Annotated in this window: 2 protein-coding genes; one reads left to right on the top strand and one right to left on the bottom strand. The window is 72.5% G+C overall.

The features are described 5' to 3' along the window. Positions 1 to 277 precede the first annotated feature (277 nt). Positions 278 to 1,015 (top strand): SDR family oxidoreductase, encoded by a 738-nt coding sequence (locus AOK23_RS42400; RefSeq protein ID WP_055717712.1) that lies wholly within the window; start codon positions 278 to 280, stop codon positions 1,013 to 1,015. A gap of 12 nt (positions 1,016 to 1,027) precedes the next feature. Here the strand turns inward: AOK23_RS42400 and AOK23_RS42395 are convergent, their stop codons facing one another. Continuing rightward, a complete protein-coding gene (locus AOK23_RS42395; RefSeq protein WP_240496829.1) occupies positions 1,028 to 1,888 on the bottom strand; it encodes a sigma factor-like helix-turn-helix DNA-binding protein in 861 nt (286 codons plus the stop codon). Positions 1,889 to 2,099 lie beyond the last annotated feature (211 nt).

The following is a 2,099-nucleotide window of genomic DNA, read 5'->3' as shown; positions in this document are numbered from 1 at the left end:
TGCGGCGGCGGGGGCGGCGGCGACTGAACGTGGGGAGGCGTGCCGCGACTGGTGCCCGGCGACCACAGGCCCTCACGATGCGCGCTGTCGCGGACGGCCCTCGCGATGTCGCGATGCGCGCCGTCCCGGGCGGTCCTCGCGAGCGATCACGGACCGGCTGTCACAGACCCGTGCGTTGACCGGTCCTTCTCGTGTGCGCCTCCGGACCGGGCGGCGCACCGGGTGCGGCGGAGGGTGCCGTGTCCGCCGGGAAGCGTGTCAGTGAACGGAGACAGTGATGAAGATCGTGGTCGTCGGCGGTACGGGGCTCATCGGCTCGCAGGTGGTCGCGCTCGTGCGCGACAAGGGGCACGAGGCCGTGGTCGCCACTCCTTCCACGGGCGTCGACACTCTCACCGGGGAGGGCCTCACGGAGGCGGTCAAGGGCGCGGACGTGGTCGTGGACGTGTCGAACTCCCCCTCGTTCGAGGCGGAGGCGGCGCTGGACTTCTTCACGCGCGCCGGGCGCAACCTCGTCGCGGCCGAGAAGGAGGCCGGCGTCGGCCACCACGTCGTCCTCTCCATCGTCGGCGTCGACCAGGTGCCCGACTACGGCTACTACCTGGCCAAGGTCGCCCAGGAGAACGCCGTGCGCGACGGCGGCGTGCCGTACAGCGTCGTGCGGGCCACCCAGTTCTTCGAGTTCATCGCCCCGGTGATGGACATGTCCACCCAGGGCACGGAGGTACGGCTGTCGTCCACGCGGCTGCGGCCGATCGCGTCCGCCGAGGTCGCGGCGGCCGTCGCCGAGGCGGCGCTCGGCGCACCGTCGAACGGTGTCCGTGACATCGCGGGCCCCGAGATCCTGCCGCTCGCCCGGCTCGCCGAGATCACGCTGGCGGCGAAGCCGGACGGCCGTTCGGTCGTCACCGACGAGACCGCCGGCCTCTTCGCGAGCATGCCGGACGTCCTCACGGGCGACGACACCGCGCACCTGGCGACCACCCGCTACGAGGACTGGCTGAAGCAGAGCTGACCAGGCACTGGCTCAAGCAGGACTGACCCGGTGGGCCGAGCGCTCGTACGCCCGTAGCTTGGCCGGGGTCAGGATCCAGTAGAGCCCGTCGATGCCGTCCGGGCCCACCGTGGCGCTCACCAGGGCCACGGTGGCGCCGTCCCTGACGAGCCGCAGGCTGGGCCGGCCGTTGGCCTCGACCACGTCGTAGTCGGCGCCCGGGAAGAACTTCCTGGCGAAGGCGCTGATCCTGGCCACCCGCCCGGCGCCCGTGACCTCCAGACGGGCCACACCGCGCATGCCGTTGCCGTCGGCGTAGGCGACGACGTCGGCGGAGAGGACCCCTTCGAGCGCGGCGACGTCACCGTGGCGTGCCGCCGCGACGAACGCTTCGAGCAGCCGCCGGTGTTCCGCCGTGTCGACGGGGTCGCGGCGCTCGGCGGCCAGCCGTTTGCGGGCCCGGCTGACGATCTGCCGGGTGTTGGCCCGGGTCACCTGGAGCATGCCGGCGATGTCGTCGTACGGGTAGTCGAAGGCCTCCCGCAGGACGTAGGCCGCCCGCTCCACCGGGTTGAGCTTCTGCAGGACGAGGAGCACGGCCAGTTCCACCGCCTCGCCGCGCTCCGCGCCGACCTGTGGATCCACGCTGGTGTCCACGGGCTCCGGCAGCCAGGGCCCGACGTACGCCTCGCGGCGGACCCGCGCCGACTGCGCCACGTTGATCGCCAGCCGCGTCGTCGCCTTGGCCAGGAACGCGCCGGGGTCCAGCACGGCCGCGCGGTCGGCCCCCTGCCACCGCACCCACGCCTCCTGCACGACGTCCTCGGCCTCGGACACGCTCCCCAGCACCCGGTACGCGATCCCGAACAGCCGCGAGCGCAGCCGCTGGAACACCTCGGCGGCCTCGTCCAGCGAACCGCCGGTGGCGGTGGGACCGGGGGTGGGGCCCCTCTGACTCCGTTCCTCCGGGGCCCGGGTTGTCGGAATGCGACCACGAGGCGCTCACGGACCCGGCGATCGTCTCCCTCTCAACGACCGAGCGACCATGGACGATGTGACAGTGCTTTTCCGGAGCACAAAAAAGGGCCTGTCGTTCTACCGGGAG

The sequence above is a fragment of the Streptomyces torulosus genome, assembly GCF_001419765.1.
Taxonomy (GTDB): Bacteria; Actinomycetota; Actinomycetes; order Streptomycetales; family Streptomycetaceae; genus Streptomyces; species Streptomyces torulosus.
Note: the sequence above shows the minus strand (reverse complement) of the source record. Positions and strands in the feature narration are given on the sequence as shown.